This window comes from Cellulomonas sp. APG4 (genome assembly GCF_009996735.1).
Lineage (GTDB): Bacteria > Actinomycetota > Actinomycetes > Actinomycetales > Cellulomonadaceae > Actinotalea.
Genome location: NZ_JAACYI010000006.1, coordinates 148,468 through 168,476, shown reverse-complemented (window position 1 = coordinate 168,476; position 20,009 = coordinate 148,468). Strand labels below are relative to the sequence as shown.

The 20,009-nt window shown below is 72.4% G+C and carries 23 protein-coding genes; 22 read left to right on the top strand and 1 reads right to left on the bottom strand.

All coding sequences use genetic code 11. The features are described from left to right. Nucleotides 1-1,543 (top strand): transcription termination factor Rho (gene rho, locus GXB85_RS07060; protein ID WP_161916919.1); only part of this gene is annotated, 1,543 nt, incomplete at its 5' end. Nucleotides 1,544-1,694: 151 nt separating this feature from the next. On the opposite strand, the gene GXB85_RS07055 is transcribed toward rho, so the two are convergent. Next, nucleotides 1,695-2,414 (bottom strand): MBL fold metallo-hydrolase, encoded by a 720-nt coding sequence (locus GXB85_RS07055; protein WP_161916918.1) that lies wholly within the window; start codon nucleotides 2,412-2,414, stop codon nucleotides 1,695-1,697. Nucleotides 2,415-2,536: 122 nt separating this feature from the next. Between GXB85_RS07055 and rpmE the strand changes: the two genes are divergently transcribed. The 21 genes from rpmE (at nucleotide 2,537) to GXB85_RS06950 (ending at nucleotide 20,007) form a co-directional block, all read left to right on the top strand. Continuing rightward, nucleotides 2,537-2,758 carry a 50S ribosomal protein L31 gene (gene rpmE, locus GXB85_RS07050; protein WP_161916917.1) on the top strand — a complete coding sequence of 74 codons (222 nt, stop codon included), beginning with the start codon at nucleotides 2,537-2,539 and terminating at the stop codon, nucleotides 2,756-2,758. Nucleotides 2,759-2,854: 96 nt separating this feature from the next. Further along, nucleotides 2,855-3,946, top strand: a complete 1,092-nt coding sequence (prfA, locus tag GXB85_RS07045; RefSeq protein ID WP_161916916.1) for a peptide chain release factor 1 — start codon at nucleotides 2,855-2,857, stop codon at nucleotides 3,944-3,946. Next, nucleotides 3,943-4,893 carry a peptide chain release factor N(5)-glutamine methyltransferase gene (prmC, locus tag GXB85_RS07040; RefSeq protein ID WP_161916915.1) on the top strand — a complete coding sequence of 317 codons (951 nt, stop codon included), beginning with the start codon at nucleotides 3,943-3,945 and terminating at the stop codon, nucleotides 4,891-4,893. Before prfA ends, prmC begins: the two co-directional genes overlap by 4 nt. Nucleotides 4,894-4,901: 8 nt before the next feature. Further along, nucleotides 4,902-5,570, top strand: a complete 669-nt coding sequence (locus GXB85_RS07035) for an L-threonylcarbamoyladenylate synthase (protein ID WP_161916942.1) — start codon at nucleotides 4,902-4,904, stop codon at nucleotides 5,568-5,570. Continuing rightward, complete coding sequence (locus GXB85_RS07030) at nucleotides 5,567-6,682, top strand: MraY family glycosyltransferase (RefSeq protein ID WP_161916914.1); 1,116 nt, start codon at nucleotides 5,567-5,569, stop codon at nucleotides 6,680-6,682. The genes GXB85_RS07035 and GXB85_RS07030 overlap by 4 nt, the downstream gene beginning before the upstream one ends. Then, nucleotides 6,682-7,191 (top strand): hypothetical protein, encoded by a 510-nt coding sequence (locus tag GXB85_RS07025; protein ID WP_161916913.1) that lies wholly within the window; start codon nucleotides 6,682-6,684, stop codon nucleotides 7,189-7,191. The genes GXB85_RS07030 and GXB85_RS07025 overlap by 1 nt, the downstream gene beginning before the upstream one ends. Nucleotides 7,192-7,367: 176 nt before the next feature. Then, nucleotides 7,368-8,180, top strand: coding sequence for a F0F1 ATP synthase subunit A (atpB, locus tag GXB85_RS07020; RefSeq protein WP_161916941.1), 813 nt, complete (start codon nucleotides 7,368-7,370; stop codon nucleotides 8,178-8,180). 74 nt (nucleotides 8,181-8,254) lie between these two features. Beyond that, nucleotides 8,255-8,488, top strand: a complete 234-nt coding sequence (gene atpE / locus GXB85_RS07015; protein ID WP_161916912.1) for an ATP synthase F0 subunit C — start codon at nucleotides 8,255-8,257, stop codon at nucleotides 8,486-8,488. Beyond that, entirely contained in the window at nucleotides 8,485-9,063 is a 579-nt protein-coding gene (locus GXB85_RS07010) for a F0F1 ATP synthase subunit B (protein WP_161916911.1), read from the top strand. Before atpE ends, GXB85_RS07010 begins: the two co-directional genes overlap by 4 nt. Next, nucleotides 9,063-9,878, top strand: a complete 816-nt coding sequence (locus tag GXB85_RS07005; RefSeq protein ID WP_161916910.1) for a F0F1 ATP synthase subunit delta — start codon at nucleotides 9,063-9,065, stop codon at nucleotides 9,876-9,878. The genes GXB85_RS07010 and GXB85_RS07005 overlap by 1 nt, the downstream gene beginning before the upstream one ends. 96 nt (nucleotides 9,879-9,974) lie before the next feature. Beyond that, nucleotides 9,975-11,609, top strand: a complete 1,635-nt coding sequence (atpA, locus tag GXB85_RS07000; RefSeq protein WP_161916909.1) for a F0F1 ATP synthase subunit alpha — start codon at nucleotides 9,975-9,977, stop codon at nucleotides 11,607-11,609. A gap of 3 nt (nucleotides 11,610-11,612) precedes the next feature. Next, on the top strand, nucleotides 11,613-12,509 hold the full coding sequence (locus GXB85_RS06995) for a F0F1 ATP synthase subunit gamma (protein WP_161916908.1): 897 nt from the start codon (nucleotides 11,613-11,615) through the stop codon (nucleotides 12,507-12,509). A gap of 51 nt (nucleotides 12,510-12,560) precedes the next feature. After that, complete coding sequence (gene atpD / locus GXB85_RS06990; protein WP_161916907.1) at nucleotides 12,561-14,039, top strand: F0F1 ATP synthase subunit beta; 1,479 nt, start codon at nucleotides 12,561-12,563, stop codon at nucleotides 14,037-14,039. 44 nt (nucleotides 14,040-14,083) lie between these two features. Continuing rightward, on the top strand, nucleotides 14,084-14,377 hold the full coding sequence (locus tag GXB85_RS06985; protein ID WP_161916906.1) for a F0F1 ATP synthase subunit epsilon: 294 nt from the start codon (nucleotides 14,084-14,086) through the stop codon (nucleotides 14,375-14,377). A 13-nt stretch (nucleotides 14,378-14,390) separates the two neighbouring features. Next, nucleotides 14,391-14,816 carry a DUF2550 family protein gene (locus tag GXB85_RS06980; protein ID WP_370524063.1) on the top strand — a complete coding sequence of 142 codons (426 nt, stop codon included), beginning with the start codon at nucleotides 14,391-14,393 and terminating at the stop codon, nucleotides 14,814-14,816. Between the two features lie 70 nt (nucleotides 14,817-14,886). After that, a complete protein-coding gene (nucS, locus tag GXB85_RS06975) occupies nucleotides 14,887-15,582 on the top strand; it encodes an endonuclease NucS (protein ID WP_161916905.1) in 696 nt (231 codons plus the stop codon). 45 nt (nucleotides 15,583-15,627) lie between these two features. Continuing rightward, nucleotides 15,628-16,326 carry a pyridoxamine 5'-phosphate oxidase gene (pdxH, locus tag GXB85_RS06970; RefSeq protein ID WP_370524062.1) on the top strand — a complete coding sequence of 233 codons (699 nt, stop codon included), beginning with the start codon at nucleotides 15,628-15,630 and terminating at the stop codon, nucleotides 16,324-16,326. Nucleotides 16,327-16,438: 112 nt separating this feature from the next. Next, the gene (locus tag GXB85_RS06965; RefSeq protein WP_161916904.1) at nucleotides 16,439-17,884 is read left to right on the top strand and encodes a GH1 family beta-glucosidase; all 1,446 of its coding nucleotides are present in this window, start codon (nucleotides 16,439-16,441) and stop codon (nucleotides 17,882-17,884) included. Nucleotides 17,885-17,901: 17 nt separating this feature from the next. Next, nucleotides 17,902-18,204 carry a hypothetical protein gene (locus tag GXB85_RS06960; RefSeq protein WP_161916903.1) on the top strand — a complete coding sequence of 101 codons (303 nt, stop codon included), beginning with the start codon at nucleotides 17,902-17,904 and terminating at the stop codon, nucleotides 18,202-18,204. After that, nucleotides 18,201-19,052: an HAD family hydrolase gene (locus GXB85_RS06955; protein ID WP_370524061.1), complete on the top strand. Its 852-nt coding sequence runs from the start codon at nucleotides 18,201-18,203 to the stop codon at nucleotides 19,050-19,052. Before GXB85_RS06960 ends, GXB85_RS06955 begins: the two co-directional genes overlap by 4 nt. Before the next feature lie 100 nt (nucleotides 19,053-19,152). After that, on the top strand, nucleotides 19,153-20,007 hold the full coding sequence (locus GXB85_RS06950) for an alpha/beta fold hydrolase (RefSeq protein WP_237728050.1): 855 nt from the start codon (nucleotides 19,153-19,155) through the stop codon (nucleotides 20,005-20,007). Nucleotides 20,008-20,009 lie beyond the last annotated feature (2 nt).

Below are 20,009 nucleotides of genomic sequence, written 5' to 3'. Positions count from 1 at the left end.
GGCGCGCGCCGTGACCGTCGAAGGACGGCGTCCGCGCCGCGCGGGCCGTGACGCGGGTGCTCCCGCGTCGGACGACGCCCGTGCCGACGACGCGGGCCGCGGCGACGGTGCGGGCCGTGCGTCGGCCCAGGACCAGGGCCGCGCGCAGGACCAGGACCGCGCGCAGGACCAGGACCGCAGGGACCAGGGTCGCGGCCAGGACCAGAACCGCGGCCAGGACCAGGAGCAGGACCGCGACCAGCGCAACCCACGGCGCGACGACGAGGAGTCCGGGGGACGCCGTCGGCGTGGCCGGTACCGCGACCGCGACCGCAAGGGCCGCCGCGGCGGTCGGGGCTCCCAGGGTGACCTGCCGTACGACGAGCCCGAGGTCGCCGACGACGACGTGCTCCTGCCCGTGGCGGGGATCCTCGACATCAAGGACAGCTACGCGTTCGTGCGCACGTCGGGCTACCTGCCCGGCGACAACGACGTGTACGTGTCGATGAACCAGGTCAAGAAGCACGGCATGCGCAAGGGCGACGCCATCATGGGCGCCGTCAAGCAGCCGCGTGACGGCGATCCGCAGCCCCAGGGCCGCGGCTCCAAGGTCAACGCCCTCGTACGGCTCGACTCGATCAACGGGATGAACCCGGACGAGGCCCGCCGCCGGCCCGAGTTCGGCAAGCTCACGCCGCTCTACCCCCAGGAGCGGCTCCGGCTCGAGACCGAGGCGAACGTGCTCACGACGCGCGTGATCGATCTCGTCGCCCCCATCGGCAAGGGCCAGCGCGGCCTCATCGTCTCCCCGCCGAAGGCCGGCAAGACGCTCGTGCTGCAGGCGATCGCCAACGCGATCACCACGAACAACCCCGAGGTCCACCTCATGGTCGTGCTCGTCGACGAGCGCCCCGAGGAGGTCACGGACATGCAGCGCACGGTCAAGGGAGAGGTCATCGCCTCGACCTTCGACCGACCCGCGGACGACCACACCACGGTCGCGGAGCTCGCGATCGAGCGCGCCAAGCGCCTGGTCGAGCTGGGCCAGGACGTCGTCGTGCTGCTCGACTCGATCACCCGGCTGGGCCGCGCCTACAACATCGCGGCGCCCGCCTCGGGTCGCATCCTGTCGGGCGGTGTCGACTCGAGCGCGCTCTACCCGCCCAAGCGGTTCTTCGGCGCGGCGCGCAACATCGAGAACGGCGGCTCGCTGACCATCCTCGCGACCGCGCTGGTCGAGACGGGGTCCAAGGCCGACGAGGTCATCTTCGAGGAGTTCAAGGGCACCGGGAACATGGAGCTCAAGCTCTCCCGGCAGCTTGCGGACAAGCGCATCTTCCCGGCGGTCGACGTGGACGCCTCCGGCACGCGGCGCGAGGAGATCCTCATCCCGGCCGACGAGCTCAAGATCAGCTGGAAGCTGCGCCGCGTGATGAGCGCGCTCGACCAGCAGCAGGCGATCGAGCTGCTGCTCAACAAGCTCCGGGAGACCCACTCGAACGTCGAGTTCCTCCTCCAGGTGCAGAAGACCACGCCGACGGCGCCCGGTCACCGCGAGGACTGAGCCCGCTCGTAGGTCACGACGCCCCCGGCACCCAGCGGTGCCGGGGGCGTCGTCGTCCTCGGCGTGATCCCGACCTCGTCCCGCCGGACCGTGGAGTCCTCGCGCCGCCGGGGGTGCGCACGTTCTGCGATCTCCTGCTGATGCGGCGCCCTCAGGTGACGGGCGGACGAGCGCGGGCGGCGGCCGCGAGGCCGACCGCCTGGGCGCGCACGAACGCGCGGTCCACGACCGCGCCGTGCCCCGGGACGACGACGTCCCGCGCAGCCATCCGCCCGGCGAGGGCGGTGAGCTGGCGCGCCCAGCGGGCCGGGTCGCTGTCGATCTCGAGGCTCGGCTCACCCGACTCCTCGACCACGTCCCCGACCACCCACACGCCCGCGTCCGGCACGTGCACCACGAGATCGCACGTCGTGTGGGCGACGTCGAGAGGGCGCAGCACGAGGTCGCGACCGCCCGGCCGGATCGTCGTCGTGCGCGGGACCGGGACGTCCGGGGGAGCGAGGTCGACGTCGTCCCACGGTGCGTCGTCGTCGGGTGCGTGGTCGCCCGCGTGCCCCGTGGCGAGCTCGGCGGCCTCGTGCTCCGCGAGGTGCACGATGTAGCGGTGGTGCGCCCAGCTCGGGACGTCGGCGTACGCGCTCGCGCCGAACGCGTGGTCCCAGTGGGCATGCGTGAGCACGAGGCCGACGACGGGCGCGGACGTCACCTCGGCGAGCAGCCCGCGCGCACGGCGCGCCTGCGTGGGCGACCCGAGCGCGTCGACCACGACCACGCCGTGGGGCCCGACGACGGCCGTGGTCGAGACGTCGATCGCGTCGGGCCGGTGCCGTAGCACCAGCACCCGGTCCGCGACCTCGACCCACGACTCCACGGTGCCGAACCTAGCGGGGAAGATTTCGACCGGCGCCGCTGTTCTGGCAGACTGTCCCCTTGGTCTCCGGTTCACGTGGGCATCCGCCCACGACCCGGCGTCCCCGTGACGAGGAGAATCCTGTGAAGAGCGACATCCACCCGGAGTACGTCGAGACGACGGTGACCTGCACCTGCGGGAACACGTTCACGACGCGGTCCACCGCGACCTCCGGCCACATCCACGCCGACGTCTGCAGCGCCTGCCACCCGTTCTACACGGGCAAGCAGAAGATCCTCGACACCGGTGGCCGCGTGGCCCGGTTCGAGCAGCGCTACGGCAAGAAGGCCGACGCCGCCAAGTAGCATCCCGCCGCCGGCGGAGCGAGCACCCCGTGGTGCGGCTCCGCCGGCGTCGTCATGTCCGGGCAGGGCCGGCGGACGCCGGACGAGGAGGAGCGCGTGAGCGACGGCTTCGAGGCAGCGGCACCACTGCTCGACGAGCACGCCCGGATCGAGGCCGAGCTCGCCGACCCCGCGGTGCACGAGGACCAGTCACGCGCTCGCTCGCTCGCACGCCGGTACGCCGAGCTGGGCCCCGTGGTCGCGGCGTGGTCGCGCTGGCGCGCCGCGTCCGGTGACGCGCAGGCCGCGGCCGAGCTCGCGGACGACCCGGGCTTCGCGGCCGAGCTCCCGGCCCTGCGCGCGGCCGAGGACGAGGCCGCCGACGCGCTGCGGCGTGCGCTCGTCCCGCGCGACCCGGACGACGCGCGTGACGTGCTGCTCGAGATCCGCGCGGGTGAGGGCGGTGAGGAGTCTGCGTTGTTCGCGGGAGACCTGCTGCGCATGTACCAGCGCTACGCCGAGCGCAAGGGCTGGCGCACCGAGGTCCTCGAGTCCACGGCGTCCGACCTGGGCGGCGTCAAGGACGTCACGCTCGCCGTCAAGGCGCGTGGCACCACGGCCCCCGAGGACGGCGTGTGGGCGCACCTGAAGTACGAGGGCGGCGTGCACCGCGTCCAGCGCGTGCCCGTCACCGAGTCCCAGGGCCGCATCCACACGTCGGCGGCCGGGGTCGTCGCGCTGCCCGAGGTCGAGGACGCGGGCGAGGTCGAGATCGACCCGAACGACCTGCGCATCGACGTGTACCGGTCGTCGGGCCCGGGCGGGCAGTCGGTCAACACGACCGACTCGGCCGTGCGGATCACGCACCTGCCCACCGGGCTCGTCGTCTCGTGCCAGAACGAGAAGTCCCAGCTGCAGAACAAGGAGCAGGCCCTGCGCATCCTGCGTGCCCGGCTCCTCGCGGCGCGGCAGGAGGAGGCCGCGGCCGAGGCCTCGCAGGCGAGACGCTCGCAGGTGCGCACCGTCGACCGCTCCGAGCGCATCCGCACCTACAACTTCCCCGAGAACCGCATCGCGGACCATCGCACGGGCTTCAAGGCCTACAACCTCGACCAGGTGCTCGACGGCGACCTCGACCCGGTGATCCGCTCCGCGATCGAGGCCGACGAGACCGCGCGCCTCGCCGCCCCGGGCGCGGGGTCCGCGTGAGCCCCGCCGCGCCTGCGGGCCCGCCTCCGTTGCGGGCGCTCGTGCAGGGCGCCGGCCGCGTGCTCGCCGAGGCGGGCGTTCCCTCGGCAGCGCACGACGCGCACGCGCTCGCGGCCCATGTGCTCGGGGTCGACAGGATCGAGTGGGCCCTCGCGCCTGCGGACGCGCCCGACGGGTTCGCCGAGGCGTTCGCGGCCGTGGTCGACCGGCGTCGTCGTCGCGAGCCTCTCCAGCGCATCCTCGGCCGTGCGGCGTTCCGTCATCTCGAGGTCGAGGTGGCGGACGACGTCTTCATCCCGCGTCCCGAGACCGAGGTGGTGGCGCAGGTCGCGATCGACGAGGCCGCGCGGCTCGTACGCGAGGGCGCCCGACCGCTCGTCGTCGACCTCTGCAGCGGCTCCGGGGTGATCGGGATCAGCGTGGACGTCGAGGTCGACGCCGCGAGCGTGGTCGCGGTCGAGCTCTCGCCCGCGGCGGCGCGGACGACCGAGCGCAACGCGCGCCTGTGCGGTGCCCCCACCCACCGCACCGTGCCCGGGGACGTGCGTGACCCCGGTCTGCTCGCCGAGCTCGCGGGTGCCGTCGACGTCGTCGTCGCGAACCCGCCGTACATCCCGCCCCACGCCGAGCCGCTCGAGCCCGAGGTGCGTGACCACGACCCGGACCTCGCGCTCTACGGGGGAGGGGCCGACGGCCTCGACGTCCCGCGCGCCGTCGTCGTCGCAGCGGGGCGTCTGCTGCGCCCGGGCGGGCTCCTCGTGATGGAGCACGCCGAGGTCCAGGCCGCGGGAGCGCGTGCGGCCGTCGACGCGACCGGCGCGTTCACCGACGTGCGGAGCGAGGTCGACCTGACGGGACGCGAGCGCATGGTCGTGGCTCGACGGGCCACGACGGACGGCACGGGTGCCACGGCGACCTCCGACGGCGTGAAAGACTCGCGGCCGTGAGCAGCGTGATGGATGCCACCGACCCGGCGAGCTGGGGCCCGGCCCTGGACGAGGCGGTCCACGCCCTGGGTCGCGGCGGCCTCGTCGTGCTGCCGACGGACACCGTGTACGGCATCGGTGCCGACGCGTTCGCACCGCCCGCCGTCGCGGCCCTGCTCGCGGCCAAGGGACGCGGCCGCCAGATGCCGCCGCCCGTGCTCGTGCCTGACGCCCGCACCCTCGACGGTCTGTGCACGGACGTGCCGGACGAGGTCCGGGCACTCGTCGACGCGTTCTGGCCCGGCGGTCTCACGGTGATCTGCCGCGCGCAGCCGTCGCTCGCGTGGGACCTCGGCGAGACCCACGGCACGGTGGCCGTGCGCATGCCGGACCACCCCGCGGCGCTCGCCCTGCTGCGCCGCACGGGTCCGCTCGCCGTCTCGAGCGCCAACCGCACGGGCAGGGCCGCCGCGCTCACGGCCGACGACGCCCGCGCACAGCTCGGCGACGCCGTGCACGTCTACCTCGACGCAGGCACCGCCCCGGGTGGCGTGGCCTCGACCATCGTCGACGCGACGTCAGGCCTGCGGCTCGTGCGCGACGGAGCGATCAGCCTCGAGCGGTTGCGCGAGGTGGCCCCCGTGACGGGCCCGGACGACGCGGCGTCGTCCAGTGACGCCGTGGGTGGCCGCGGGTGAGGGTCTACCTGCTGGTCATGCTCGTCGCGGCGGCCGTCACGTACCTGACCACGCCGCTCGCGCGCTGGGTCGCGCTGCGCACGGGGGCGATCACCGCCGTCCGCGCGCGTGACGTCCACTCGGTGCCCACCCCGCGCCTGGGCGGGCTCGCGATCCTGCTCGGGATGGCGGCCGCGCTGGTGCTCGCGTCGCAGATGCCGTTCCTGGCCGGGGTCTTCGACTCACGCACGGCGTGGGCGATCCTCGGCGGCGCCACCCTGGTCGCGCTGCTCGGTGCCGCCGACGACGTGTGGGACCTCGACTGGTTCACCAAGCTCATCGGCCAGGTGCTCGCCGCGGGCCTGATGGCGTGGCTCGGCAACGTCCAGCTCGTCTCGGTGCCGATCGGCGGACGCACGATCGGCTCGGCCTGGCTCTCGCTCGCCGCGACGGTGCTCGTGGTGGTGATCGCGATCAACGCGGTCAACTTCGTCGACGGGCTCGACGGGCTCGCGGCCGGGCTCATCGCGATCGGTGGCGCCGGGTTCTTCGTCTACACCTACCTCCTCACGCAGGACGTCAGCCGCACCGACTACTCCAACGTCGCGACCGTGGTGATGGCGGTGCTGGTGGGCGCGTGCCTCGGGTTCCTGCCGCACAACTTCCACCCCGCCCGCATCTTCATGGGGGACTCGGGGTCGATGGTCATCGGCCTCACGATCGCGGCGGCGGGCATCGTCGTCACGGGGCAGATCGACCCCGCGATCGTCTCGGAGCAGCAGGCGATCCCCGCGTACCTGCCGATCCTCCTACCGGTCGCGATCCTCGTGCTGCCGCTGCTGGACATGGGCCTCGCGGTGATCCGCCGGGTGGGAGCGGGCAAGTCGCCGTTCCACCCCGACGCGCGGCACCTGCACCACCGGCTGCTCCAGCTCGGTCACTCGCACCGGCGCGCGGTCGTCATCATGTACCTGTGGACCGCGCTCGTGGCGCTCGGCGCCGCGGCCCTGGCCCGCTGGAGCGCGACGACGACGCTCGCCGTCGTCGGCGTGGGCGTGGTCGCGAGCGTCGCGCTCACGCTCGGCCCGCTCCGCGGGCGCGTCCGCCGTCCGTCCCACCACCGAGGAGCCTGATGTCGACCGAGCCGACCGAGCCCGCAGAGCCGGACCCCACGGTGCCCGAGGGTGCCGCGGGGGCCGCGGGGACGAGCGCGCAGGCCGAGGCGGTGCGCGCGGTGCTACGCCGGGCGCTGCGCGACATGCTGGTGCTCGTCGCCGTCCTCGCGGTGGTGGGGATCGCCGTGGGCGCCTGGGTCGCGGGGGCGCCCGGGGTGTGGGGCGCGGTGATCGGGGTGGTCGTGGCTCTCGTGTTCAGCGGGACCACTGTGGTGAGCATGCTCCGCACCGCCGAGGCCCCCGCGGCCACGACGGCAGCCGTGATCCTCGGTGCCTGGTTGGTCAAGATGATCGTGCTGGTCGCGCTGTTCGCGATGCTCCGACCGCTCGACTTCTACGACCGCAACGTCCTGGCCGTCGTCGTCGTCGTGGGTGTGCTGGGCTCGGTCTACCTCGACTACCGCGCGGTCACGCGCGGTCGAGTTCCCTATGTCGAGCCGGACGGTGGCGACGCGCCGGAGGCCTGACCGCGTCCAGGACCAACGTCCGTGGACCGGCCGTGTGAAAGACTTCACAAGTTCCGGACGGCGGTCGGATCGCCCTGCCGGATGGGTTACGATTTCGGCGATCCAACAAGGCCTGGTCCCGATGGCGTGCCCGCAGTCCGGCAGCCGAGGGGACCCACGACCCGGGGGAGTGCGCTCTGTCCACCGTCGCGACGAACCTGCTGCTCGCCGCCAGCGGTGACGACGGTGGGTTCCACCCCCCGTCGATCGCCGAGTTCTTCCCCGCCGGCTTCCTCTTCGAGGGCACGCCGTTCGAGATCAACCGCATCATCCTCGTCCGCATCGTCGCGGCCGTCGTCCTCATCGCGGTCTTCGTGATCGCGGCCCGCAAGGCCAAGCTCGTCCCGGGCCGCGGGCAGAACGTCGCCGAGATGATGCTCGACTTCGTGCGGGTCAACATCGCCGAGGAGACCCTCGGCCACAACGCGCGGCGCTTCCTGCCGATGCTGACCACGATCTTCTTCGCGGTGCTCGCGTTCAACATCACGGGCGTGATCCCGTTCCTCAACATCGCGAGCACCTCGCTCATCGGCATGCCGATCGTGCTCGCGCTGTGGGTCTACGTGATGTACCTCGCCGTGGGCATCAAGAAGTTCGGCGTGGGCGGGTACCTCAAGAACAACCTCTTCCCGCCCGGGATGCCCAAGGTGCTGTACGTGCTGGTGACGCCGATCGAGGCGCTCCAGGTGTTCGTGTTCCGGCCGGCGACGCTCGCGCTGCGACTCACGGCCAACATGATCGCGGGGCACCTCATCCTCGTGCTCTGCTTCGGCGCGACGCACTTCTTCCTCTTCTCGGCCGGCGGGGCCCTCAAGGCGATGAGCGCGCTGTCGCTCACCGCGGGTGTCGCGTTCACGCTCTTCGAGATCCTCGTCGCCGCGCTGCAGGCCTACATCTTCACCCTCCTCTCCGCCGTGTACCTCAACATGGCGGTCGAGGAGGAGCACTGATCGACCGCTCATGCACCGCATGAGCACCGACACGACGTCCGGGCACCCGGGCGCCCAACGGAAGGAACACGCACGTGGACACCACTACGCTCGCTGAGGTCAGCGGCAACGTCGCGACCATCGGTTACGGCCTCGGCACGCTCGGCCCGGGCATCGGCCTCGGCATCCTCATCGGCAAGGCGCTCGAGGGCATCGCGCGTCAGCCCGAGGTGGCCGGTCAGCTGCGCACCACCATGTTCATCGGTGTCGCCTTCGTCGAGGTGCTCGCCCTGCTGGGTCTGGTCGCCGGCTTCCTGTTCGGGGCGTGACCGCAGTGCTTGCCGAGGTGCTGGCTGCCGAGCCGGGCGAGGAGGTGCAGGGCCTCAACCTCCTCATCCCGGCGGACTACGACATCATCTGGTCGCTCGTGGTCGCCGTGATCATCGGGATCGCCTTCTACCGGCTCGTGCTGCCCAAGTTCACGGCCGTGCTCGACGAGCGCACCGAGAAGATCGAGGGCGGCCTGGCCAAGGCCGAGAACGCGCAGGCCGAGGCCGCGGCGGCGCTCGCCGAGTACCACCAGCAGCTCGCCGAGGCGCGGGCCGAGGCCGGTCGCATCCGTGAGGAGGCGCGTGCCGAGGGCAACGCGATCGTCGCCGACCTGCGGCAGAAGGCGTCGGACGACGCGGCGCGCATCCTCGAGAACGCGCAGCGCCAGATCGAGGCCGAGCGTCAGCAGGCCGCCGTCGCGCTGCGGGCCGAGGTCGGGACGCTCGCGACCGAGCTCGCGTCGCGCATCGTCGGCGAGGCCCTCGCGGACTCGGCTCGGCAGACGCGCGTGATCGACCGCTTCCTCGACGAGCTCGAGGAGACCACGGTCGCGAGCTCGACCAAGGAGGCGTGATGCGAGGCTCGAGCCAGGCCTCCCTCGAGGCCGTCGCCAGCGGGTTCGACGCCGTGCTGCGGACGGCGGGGGGCGACGCGGCGACCCTGGGGGAGCAGCTGTTCTCCGTGGTCGACGCGCTCGACGGCTCGGGCTCGTTGCGGCGGGCGCTGAGCGACCCGTCGCGCGACCCGCAGGCGAAGGCGGGCCTGGTGGCGAGCCTCCTGACGGGCAAGGTCGACGACCGTGTGGTCGAGGTGGTCTCCGCGGCCGCGCGCGCCCGTTGGTCGGCCGAGCAGGACCTGGTCGAGGCCGTCGAGGAGCTCGCGGCCGAGGCGGTGCTCGCCTCGGCCGAGAACGCGGGCGACCTCGCCCAGGTCGAGGACGACCTCTTCCGGTTCGGTCACATGCTCAGCGGCCAGCGCGACCTGCGCCGGGCGCTCACCGAGCGCAGCGCCGGGGCGGACGAGCGCGGGCGCCTGGTGCGCACGCTCGTCGAGGGCAAGGTCGAGCCCGCGACGCTGCAGCTGCTCGAGCGTGCGGCGCGCGCGCCGCGCGGACGCAGCATCACGGCGTCGATCTCGCTGCTCGAGCGCCTCGCGGCGCGCCGTCGCGAGCGTCTCGTCGCGTCCGTGACGGCGGCGACGCCGCTCACGAGCGCGCAGCAGGAGAGGCTCGCGTCGATCCTCGAGCGCGCGTACGGCCGCACCGTCCAGCTCAAGGTCTCCGTGGACCCCGAGGTGATCGGCGGCGTGCGGGTCGAGGTGGGCTCCGAGGTCGTGGACGCGACCGTGCTGGCGAACCTCGAGGACGCACGACGCCGGCTGGCGGGCTGACGCCGGCACCGACCACCGGGACCACCGCCCCACGGCGGGTCCTGCGCAGAACATGACGACCGCACCACCGGTGGGGTCACGACAGGAGAGATGACCATGGCTGAGCTGACGATCAAGCCCGAGGAGATCCGGGCGGCTCTGGACAGCTTCGTGAAGTCGTACGAGCCCACCGGCGCCGTGCGCGAGGAGGTCGGCCGCGTGACGCTGGCCGGCGACGGCATCGCGCAGGTCGAGGGCCTCCCGGGTGCGATGGCGAACGAGCTGCTCGAGTTCGAGGACGGCACCCTCGGGCTCGCGCTCAACCTCGACGTCCGCGAGATCGGCGTCGTCGTGCTCGGCGAGTTCACGGGCATCGAGGAGGGCCAGACCGTGCGACGCACGGGCGAGGTGCTCTCCGTGCCCGTGGGCGACGGGTACCTGGGCCGCGTCGTCGACCCGCTCGGCAACCCGATCGACGGCCTCGGTGAGGTCGCGACCGAGGGCCGTCGTGCGCTCGAGCTCCAGGCACCCGGCGTGATGGCGCGCAAGAGCGTGCACGAGCCCCTGCAGACCGGCCTCAAGGCGATCGACGCGATGATCCCGATCGGTCGCGGTCAGCGCCAGCTCATCATCGGCGACCGCCAGACCGGCAAGACGGCCATCGCGATCGACACGATCATCAACCAGAAGGCCAACTGGGAGAGCGGCGACCCGACCAAGCAGGTCCGCTGCATCTACGTCGCCATCGGGCAGAAGGGCTCGACGATCGCGTCGGTGCGCGGTGCGCTCGAGGACGCAGGTGCGCTCGAGTACACGACCATCGTCGCGGCGCCCGCGTCGGACCCGGCGGGCTTCAAGTACCTCGCGCCGTACACCGGTTCGGCCATCGGCCAGCACTGGATGTACGACGGCAAGCACGTGCTGATCATCTTCGACGACCTGTCGAAGCAGGCCGAGGCCTACCGTGCCGTCTCGCTGCTGCTGCGCCGCCCGCCGGGCCGCGAGGCGTACCCCGGTGACGTCTTCTACCTGCACTCCCGCCTGCTCGAGCGCTGCGCGAAGCTCAGCGACGAGCTGGGCGCGGGCTCGATGACGGGCCTGCCGATGATCGAGACCAAGGCGAACGACGTGTCGGCGTACATCCCGACCAACGTCATCTCGATCACCGACGGCCAGATCTTCCTCCAGTCCGACCTCTTCAACGCCGACCAGCGCCCCGCCGTCGACGTCGGCATCTCGGTGTCGCGTGTCGGTGGCTCGGCCCAGGTCAAGGCGATGAAGAAGGTCTCCGGGACGCTCAAGATCGACCTCGCGCAGTACCGGTCGCTCGAGGCGTTCGCGATGTTCGCCTCGGACCTGGACGCGGCCTCGCGTCAGCAGCTCACCCGTGGCGCGCGCCTCATGGAGCTCCTCAAGCAGCCGCAGTACTCCCCGTACCCCGTCTCGGAGCAGGTCGCGTCGATCTGGGCCGGCACCAAGGGCAAGCTCGACAAGGTCGCTCTGTCGGACGTGCGCAGGTTCGAGCAGGAGATGCTCGACCACCTGCGCCGCCACACCGACGTGCTGTCGACGATCGAGGAGACGGGCCAGCTCTCGGAGGACACCGAGAAGGCGCTCGAGACCGCCGTCGACGACTTCGCCCAGGGCTTCGTCGCGGGGGAGGACGCCGAGCTCACGACGGACGCGACCCTCGCGGACGGCGAGGAGGCGGACGTCGCGCAGGAGCAGATCGTCACGCAGAAGCGGGGCTGAGCCATGGCAGGCCAGCAGCGCGTCTACCGGCAGCGGATCCGGTCCACCCAGTCGCTCAAGAAGATCTTCCGGGCGATGGAGCTCATCGCCGCGTCGCGCATCGGCAAGGCGCGGGACCGCGTGAGCGCCGCGTCGCCGTACGCCCGCGCGATCACGCGTGCGGTCTCGGCGGTCGCGTCGCACACCGACATCGACCACCCCCTCACCACCGAGCGTCCCGACGCGAAGCGCGTCGCGGTGCTGATGGTGACCTCCGACCGCGGCATGGCGGGCGCGTACTCGGCGTCGGTCATCCGGGAGGGCGAGCGGCTCATCGAGCAGCTCACGTCGGAGGGCAAGGAGGTCGTGCTCTACGTCGCCGGCCGTCGCGCGGTGTCCTACTTCACCTTCCGCCACCGCGAGATCACGGGGCAGTGGACGGGCTCGTCGGACTCGCCCTCGGTCGAGACCGCCGAGGAGATCGCCCAGACCCTGCTCCAGGCGTTCCTCGCCGACCCGGCCGACGGCGGCGTGGGCGAGCTGCACGTCGTCTACACCGAGTTCGTGAACATGGTCACGCAGACCCCGCGCGTGATCCGGATGCTCCCGCTCGAGGTCGTCGAGGGCGTCGCGGACGACACGCACGAGGCCCTGCCGCTCTACGACTTCGAGCCGTCCCCGGAGGTGGTGCTCGACGCGCTGCTGCCGCGGTACATCTCGAGCCGTATCTACGCGGTCCTGCTGCAGGCGGCGGCGTCCGAGCTCGCTGCCCGTCAGCGCGCGATGCACACGGCGACCGAGAACGCCGAGGACCTCATCCGCACGTACACCAGGCTCGCCAACCAGGCCCGCCAGGCCGAGATCACCCAGGAGATCAGCGAGATCGTCTCCGGCGCGGACGCGCTGGCCTCGGCCTCCTGACGGCTCCCCACGCACACGACCACCGACCCGCTGCACACCACCGGAGAGACCATGACTGCCACCACCACCGACGCCGCGGCCCAGCCGACGGGTGCTCCCGGCACCGGCCGGGTCGCGCGGGTCATCGGCCCGGTCGTCGACATCGAGTTCCCGACCGACGCGATCCCGGAGATCTACAACGCGCTCGAGGTCGACATCGACCTCACGGCCCAGGGCGAGGACGAGACGGCGTTCACGCTGCGTCTCGAGGTCGCGCAGCACCTCGGTGACTCGATGGTCCGCGCGATCGCCCTCAAGCCGACCGACGGTCTCGTGCGCGGCGCCGTCGTCCGCGACACGGGCGCGCCCATCTCGGTGCCCGTCGGCGACGTCACCAAGGGCCACGTCTTCGACGTCACGGGTGAGGTGCTCAACCTCAAGGAGGGCGAGAAGCTCGAGATCACCGAGCGCTGGCCGATCCACCGCAAGCCCCCGGCCTTCGACCAGCTCGAGTCGAAGACGCAGATGTTCGAGACCGGCATCAAGGTCATCGACCTGCTCACGCCGTACGTCCAGGGCGGCAAGATCGGCCTGTTCGGCGGTGCCGGCGTCGGCAAGACCGTCCTGATCCAGGAGATGATCTACCGCGTCGCCAACAACCACAACGGCGTCTCGGTGTTCGCGGGCGTCGGCGAGCGGACGCGTGAGGGCAACGACCTCATCGAGGAGATGACCGACTCGGGCGTCATCAAGCAGACGGCGCTCGTGTTCGGCCAGATGGACGAGCCGCCGGGCACGCGTCTGCGCGTCGCCCTGTCGGCCCTGACGATGGCCGAGTACTTCCGTGACGTGCAGAAGCAGGACGTGCTGCTCTTCATCGACAACATCTTCCGCTTCACGCAGGCGGGCTCGGAGGTCTCGACCCTCCTCGGGCGCATGCCCTCGGCCGTCGGCTACCAGCCGAACCTCGCGGACGAGATGGGCCAGCTCCAGGAGCGCATCACCTCGACCCGCGGCCACTCGATCACGTCGCTCCAGGCGATCTACGTGCCCGCGGACGACTACACGGACCCGGCGCCTGCCACGACGTTCGCGCACCTCGACGCGACCACCGAGCTCTCGCGTGAGATCGCCTCGCGCGGTCTGTACCCCGCCGTGGACCCGCTCGCGTCGACCTCGCGCATCCTCGACCCCCGCTACGTGGGTCAGGCGCACTACGACGCCGCGGTGCGCGTCAAGCAGATCCTGCAGCGCAACAAGGAGCTCCAGGACATCATCGCGATCCTCGGTGTCGACGAGCTCTCGGAGGAGGACAAGATCGTCGTGGCGCGCGCCCGGCGCATCCAGCAGTTCCTCTCGCAGAACACGTACATGGCCGAGCAGTTCACGAGCGTCCCCGGCTCGACCGTGCCGCTCAGCGAGACGATCGAGGCGTTCACCAAGATCGCGGACGGCGAGTTCGACCACATCGCCGAGCAGGCCTTCTTCAACATCGGTGGTCTCGAGGACCTCGAGAAGAACTGGGCCCGCATCCAGAAGGAGCTCGGCTGAGTGTCGCCGACCCTCGTCCTGCCGTCCGAGAGCTAGGAGTCACCGTGGCACACCTGGAGGTCGAGCTCGTCGCGACCGACCGCAAGGTCTGGTCGGGCGCCGCGAGCATGGTCAGCGCCCCGGCGGCCGACGGCGACATCGGCATCCTGCCGGGACACGCACCCCTCCTGGCCGTCCTGCGGCCGGGAGTGGTGCGCATCCACCCGCGTGAGGGGAGCGAGCGCACCGTCCGCGTGGGCTCGGGCTTCCTCTCGGTCGACACGGACCGCGTGACCGTCGTGGTCGACCAGGTCGAGGACTCGGGCACGGTGGACGTGTCCGCCGCGGCACGCCGCTGACGGGCCCGCTGCGGTGGAGGCGCTCGGCTGGGTGGTGATGATCGGGCTGCTGCTCGCCGTGCTGCTGCTCGTCGGGCTCTTCCTGTCACGACAGCGCACCCTCTCGCAGCGGGTCGGCTCGTTCGCGTGCTCGCTGCGCCCGGCCGGCACGGGTGAGGCCGCGTGGACGCCAGGGATCGCCCAGTACACGACCGGCCGTCTGGTGTGGTGGCGCACGCTGTCGCTCGCGCCGCGGCCGGCGCACGGCTGGTCGCGTGCCGAGCTCACGCTGGTCGAGCGCGTCAGGCTCGACGAGGTCGACCACGCGGGCCAGCAGGTGCTGCTGGTGCGTTGCTGCCACGGTTCCGAGACGTTCGAGCTGTCGATGAGCGACGCGGCCTGCGCGGGTCTCGTCTCGTGGCTCGAGTCGGGCCCCCGCCCCGTCGGCCGCGTGATCTGACGCGACCGCTCCGCCGTCCCAGCGGCCCCTTCCTCCCGTCACCGTCACCCGTCACCGCCGAGGAGGCCACGTGAGGCTCGTCGTGGCGCGCTGCGCCGCCCGCTACACCGGGCGGCTCGCCGCGCACCTGCCGCTCGCGACCCGGTTGCTCGTCGTCAAGGCGGACGGCAGCGTTCTGCTGCACTCGGACGGCGGCTCGTACAAGCCGCTCAACTGGATGAGCCCGCCCTGCACCATGGCGGTGGTGGCGCCCGACGCCGAGGCCGTCGAGAGGGGTGTCACGGCCGTGTGGTGCGTGCAGCACACGAAGTCGGACGACAGGCTGGAGATCGACCTGCACGAGGTGCTGCACGACTCCCAGCACGAGCTGGGTGTGGACCCAGGACTCGTCAAGGACGGCGTCGAGGCGCACCTGCAGGCGCTGCTCGCCGAGCAGATCCAGCTGCTCGGCGACGGTCACACCCTGGTGCGCCGCGAGTACCCGACCGCGATCGGACCGGTCGACATCCTCGCGCGTGACGCGGGCGGGGCGTCGGTCGCCGTCGAGATCAAGCGCCGTGGCGACATCGACGGTGTCGAGCAGCTCACGCGCTACCTCGAGCTGCTCAACCGGGACCCGCACCTGAGCCCGGTGCGCGGCGTGTTCGCGGCGCAGGAGATCAAGCCCCAGGCGCGCGTGCTCGCCCAGGACCGCGGCATCACGTGCCTGGTGCTGGACTACGACGCGATGCGCGGCGTCGACGACGTCGCGTCCCGCCTGTTCTGACCCGCCCGGCACGCCTTCCAGCGCGTGGCCCGGCAGGATGGGGCCGTGGAGAACGCAGCCGCACCCGACCCCCACGACGCGCCGCTGGACGCCGAGCTGCGGCGGGCGCGGCTCGCAGCGCTGCGTCGCTCGTACGCACGCGCCCAGCTGCGCGAGGAGGATCTCGCGCCCACGCCGGTCGAGCAGTTCCACGCGTGGTTCGACGACGCCGTGCACGAGGGACTCACCGAGCCCAACGCGATGGTCCTCGCGACCGCAGCGCCGGACGGGACGCCGTCGGCCCGGACGGTGCTCCTGAAAGGGGCCGACGAGCGCGGCTTCGTGCTGTTCACCAACCACCGCTCCCGCAAGGGCACCGAGATGCTCGCCAACCCGCGCGCGTCCCTCGTCTTCCCCTGGTTCGAGATCGACCGTCAGGTCGTGGTCACCGGGGTCGTCGAGCAGCTGCCCCGGGCGGACTCGGCGGAGTACTTCGCGAGCCGACCGCACGACTCGCGGCTCGGTGCGTGGGCGAGCCCCCAGTCGAGCGTGGTGGCCGACCGTGCCGAGCTCGACGCCGCGTTCGACGCGCTCCGGACCCGGTACCCGGAGGGCAGCGACGTGCCGCTGCCGGACCACTGGGGTGGCTTCCGCGTGGTGCCGCAGACGGTCGAGTTCTGGCAGGGGCGCGCGTCGCGCCTGCACGACAGGCTGCGCTACCGCAGGGTCGACGGCGGCTGGGGGATCGAGCGCCTCGCGCCCTGACCGGTGGCCGCGGGGCGACGTCGCACGGGGGTGTCCTTCCCGCGAGCGGGAACGCTCCCGAACGGTGGGACGGTGAGCGCGAATCGGTTCGACCCGTGCATCATGTGGCCCCATGACGACGACGCCATCCGGCCGCACCTTCCCCGACTCGTTCGTGTGGGGAGCGGCCACCGCCTCCTACCAGATCGAGGGCGCCGTCAAGGAGGGCGGCCGCGGTCCGTCCATCTGGGACACCTACTCGGGCACCCCCGGGCGCACGCTCGACGGGCACACGGGAGAGGTCGCAGCCGACCACTACCACCGCACGGCCCAGGACATCGCGCTCATGAAGGAGCTGGGCCTCGACGCCTACCGCTTCTCGATCGCGTGGCCGCGCATCCAGCCGACGGGCTCGGGTGCCTTCAACCCCGAGGGCCTCGACTTCTACTCCCGCCTGATCGACGACCTGCTCGAGGCGGGGATCGACCCGGTCGCGACGATGTACCACTGGGACCTGCCGCAGGACCTCGAGGACGCGGGCGGCTGGCCGGCACGTGACACCGCGCTGCGCTTCGGCGACTACGCCCGCAAGCTCGTCGAGACCTACGCCGACCGCGTCAAGGTGTGGACCACCCTCAACGAGCCGTGGTGCTCGGCGTACCTGGGCTACGGCTCGGGCGTCCACGCACCGGGCCGGACCGACGGGGCCGACGCCCTCGCCGCCGTCCACCACCTCAACCTGGCCCACGGCCTCGGCGGACGCGCGGTGCGTGAGGTGCTCGGCGACCGCGCGACGCTCTCGCTCACGCTCAACCTGCACGTGGCCCGGCCGGACGACCCGACGTCGGAGGCCGACGTCGACGCCGCCCGCAAGATCGACGCCCTCGCGAACCGGGCGTTCCTCAACCCCGTCCTCGACGGCCACTACCCGCAGGACCTGCTCGACGACACGGCGAAGGTGACCGACTGGTCGTTCGTCCAGGACGGTGACCTCGCGATCACGCACACCGAGCTCGACGTGCTGGGCGTGAACTTCTACTCGACGCAGCGTGTGCGCCGGTTCACGTTCGACCACGAGAAGGCGATGGCCGACGGTCACGGGGCGTCGAAGGCGTCCGCCTGGGTGGGGGCCGACGACGTCGAGTTCCTCCCGCAGCCGGGGCCGTACACCGCGATGCGCTGGAACATCGACCCGTCCGGGATGACCGAGCTGCTCACGGGTCTCGCGCGGACGTACCCGGACCTGCCGCTCATGATCACCGAGAACGGCGCCGCGTTCGACGACGAGGTGAGCGCGGACGGCCGGGTCCACGACGTCCAGCGGGTCGACTACATCGCGCGCCACCTCGAGGCCGTGGGCCAGGCGATGGACGCGGGCGCCGACGTGCGCGGCTACTTCGTGTGGTCGCTCATGGACAACTTCGAGTGGGCCTACGGCTACCACCGCCGCTTCGGGATCATCCGGATCGACTACGACACGCTCGAGCGCATCTGGAAGGACTCGGCCTACTGGTACCGCGAGGTCACCCGCACGCACACGCTGCCGCCGGTCACGGCGGCCGCGACCCTCGCGGGCTGAGTCCCGGGCCGCTCGCCATGCCGTCCCGACGTCGCGGGAGGCGCCCCTGGGCGTCCGAACACCCCGAGCTCGACCTCGAGCGCGCCCGGGGTGGGAGCCGCGTCGAGCACGGGCCGGACGGCGACTGGGTGGTGCGCACGGTAGGCGCGGCGAACGCGACCAAGGCCTACCTCTGTCCAGGGTGCCGGCAGGAGATCCCGCCCGGGACGGCCCACCTGGTCGCCTGGCAGCAGGACCACCTGCTCGGGCCCGAGGCCGCCGTCGGTGACCGCCGCCACTGGCACACCGGGTGCTGGCGGCACCGTGGGAGCCGACGGTGACGTCGGCCGGGACGAGCGGCGGTGGGGTGGCGCCGGCCGGGACGGCGCGCACGGTCCGTCCGCGGCTGGTCGCGAGCGACCTCGACGGGACCCTGCTGCGACCCGACGGCACGATCTCCGACCGCACCGCACGCACCCTCGCCGCGCTGCACCAGGCCCGGATCGACGTCGTCTTCGTGACGGCACGGCCGCCGCGCTGGGTCGACGAGGTGGCCCACGCGGTCGCGGGTCACGGGGTCGTCGTCTGCCTCAACGGGGCCTTCGTCTACGAACCTGCTGCGGGCCGCGTGCTCGAGGCGCACCCGATCGGCGACGCGCTGGTGCGCGAGATCGTCGGGGACCTGCGCGCGGCCCTGCCGGGTGCGGCATTCGCCGTCGAGGGCGTCGCCGGCATCGCCTCGGAGGAGCACTTCGACCACGGGGAGCACCCGGTGCCGCACGGCGCCCCGGTCGGCCTGCTGGTCGAGGAGCTGCTCGACGGCAGTGCCGGCAAGCTCCTCGTGCGGTGCCGCGGCACGAGCACCGACGCCCTCGTGGCCAGGGTCGAGGAGGTCCTCGCCGGGCGCGCGGTCGTCGCCAACTCGGGCGCCGTGGGGCTCGCCGAGGTCTGCGGGCCCGACGTGAGCAAGGGCATCGCTCTCGCGCGCTGGGCCGCCTCGCGCGGTGTCGCGCCCCACGAGGTGTGGGCCTTCGGGGACATGCCGAACGACCTGCCGATGCTGCGCTGGGCGGGCCGGGCGTTCGCCGTCGCGAACGCGCACCCCGAGGTGCTCGCGGCAGCGCACGAGGTGTGCGGCTCGAACGCGGACGACGGCGTGGCGGCGCGCCTGGAGATGTTGCTCACCTGAACGCATGCGCGGGCCGGACGACGGGCCGGGGACGCCGACGGCGGACTAGGCTCGACAGCGGTCCGCGGCGGGCGCGCAGGCGCACGAGGAGAGGGAGACGATGACGAAGGACGGCATGCTCCGGCTGCACACCCTGCGGCAGGGGGAGCCCACGCTCCCGCTCGTGCTGCTGCACGGCTTCCCCCTCGACCACCGCATGTGGCTCGACGTCACCGACCTCCTGGCGGGCGACCGGACCGTCTACGCCCCCGACCTGCCGGGCTTCGGCCGGTCGCCGAGCGGGCCCGACGTGGCCGAGGGCCTGGGGCGGGACAGGGCCGTCGCGTCGCTCGAGGTCATGGCCGACGGCGTCGCCGCCGCGCTGCGCGCTTCGGGTGTCGAGCGCGCCGTCGTGGCCGGCCTGTCGATGGGCGGCTACGTCGCGATGGCGCTCGCCGAGCGTCACCCGGAGCTCGTCGCGGGTCTCGGGCTGATCGACACCAAGCCCACCGCGGACGACGACGCGGCGCGGGCCCGCCGGCTCGAGCTCGCGGACACCGTGGTCGCGGAGATGCGCGTGGACGCCGTCTTCGGGATGCGTACCTCGGTGCTCGGTGCGACGAACCGCGTGGCGCGACCGGACCTCGTCGAGCGCATCGAGCGTTGGATCCGGGACCAGGGGCCCTACGCCGTCGCGTGGGCCCAGCGGGCGATGGCGGCGCGACCGGACCGCACGGAGGTGCTGCGCGCCTTCGAGGGCCCCGCGGTGGTCGTCGTCGGTGACGAGGACGAGATGGTCTCGATCGACGTGGCGCACGAGATGGCGCAGACCCTGCAGGACGCCAGGCTCGTCGTGGTGCCACGTGCCGGGCACATGACGAGCAACGAGAGCCCCGAACCCGTGGCCTCGGCGCTCACCGCTCTGCTGCGGCGGGCCGAGCAGCGCGACCGCGCCGCGGCGGAGGCGCAGGGCTGAGG